Annotated in this window: 1 protein-coding gene; it reads right to left on the reverse strand. The window is 45.5% G+C overall.

The annotated features are described in order from the left end of the window. The coding region (locus tag AAEY57_RS20550) for an ATP-binding protein (protein ID WP_350608731.1) at positions 1–253 on the reverse strand (253 nt) is incomplete at both ends.

A 253-nucleotide genomic window follows, 5' to 3' on the forward strand; every position in this document is an offset into this window, starting at 1 on the left:
GTCGATCTGGGTGTAGGAAATAACACCGATGCCATTATAGCCTCGCTCATCTAGCAGTTTTGGTAAAATTCCAGCATTAACAAGCGAGGATTTACCTGTACCACTAGGGCCAAGTATTAAGCAAAAAGCACGACCGTAATTTACCTGGCTAGATATCCTTTCCAGCAGGGTAGCTATAGATTGGGTACGGCCAAAAAAAACGTGGGTATCATTTGGGTTATATGCACGCAGGCCTAAGAAAGGGGATCCTCCC

It is taken from the genome of Pseudoalteromonas sp. MER144-MNA-CIBAN-0113, from assembly GCF_040308965.1.
GTDB lineage: Bacteria > Pseudomonadota > Gammaproteobacteria > Enterobacterales > Alteromonadaceae > Pseudoalteromonas > Pseudoalteromonas tetraodonis.